This window comes from Pseudomonas japonica, assembly GCF_013522925.1.
In the GTDB taxonomy this organism is placed as follows: domain Bacteria; phylum Pseudomonadota; class Gammaproteobacteria; order Pseudomonadales; family Pseudomonadaceae; genus Aquipseudomonas; species Aquipseudomonas japonica_A.
This window is the reverse complement of record NZ_JAAMQU010000043.1, coordinates 1-635: the sequence shown is the minus strand read 5'-3', so window position 1 is coordinate 635 and position 635 is coordinate 1. Positions and strand designations below refer to the sequence as shown.

The 635-nt window shown below is 49.6% G+C and carries 2 tRNA genes and 1 rRNA gene; all 3 read left to right on the top strand.

What is annotated here, in order from left to right:
- Window positions 1-75 (top strand): 16S ribosomal RNA (locus G7016_RS24780); the annotation flags it as partial.
- 107 nt (window positions 76-182) lie between these two features.
- Window positions 183-259, top strand: a tRNA-Ile gene (locus G7016_RS24775).
- 29 nt (window positions 260-288) lie between these two features.
- Window positions 289-364: transfer RNA gene (locus G7016_RS24770), tRNA-Ala, on the top strand.
- Window positions 365-635 lie beyond the last annotated feature (271 nt).

Below are 635 nucleotides of genomic sequence, written 5' to 3'. Positions count from 1 at the left end.
ACGGTGTGATTCATGACTGGGGTGAAGTCGTAACAAGGTAGCCGTAGGGGAACCTGCGGCTGGATCACCTCCTTAATCGACGACACAGCCGCCCATAAGCACCCACACGAATTGCTTGATTCCTTGTCAAAGACGATAGAAGCAGCTTTAAGCCGCAAGCTCGAAGCTACAAGCTCGAAATTGGGTCTGTAGCTCAGTTGGTTAGAGCGCACCCCTGATAAGGGTGAGGTCGGCAGTTCGAATCTGCCCAGACCCACCAATTCTCGTGTGGTCACCCTGTAGATATACGGGGCCATAGCTCAGCTGGGAGAGCGCCTGCCTTGCACGCAGGAGGTCAGCGGTTCGATCCCGCTTGGCTCCACCACTTAAAGCTTGTTGCTTGCAGTCGAGAAAGCAGAAATGAATATTTGCGAACGCGAATATTGATTTCTGGTTTTTACGCCAGATCGTTCTTTAAAAATTTGGGTATGTGATAGAAAGATAGACTGGACAGCACTTTCACTGGTGTGTGTTCAGGCTAAGGTAAAATTTGTGAGTTGAATCGCGAATTTTCGGCGAATGTTGTCTTCACCACCGTACGATCCCGAGATTGCTTGGGGTTATATGGTCAAGTGAATAAGCGCATACGGTGGATG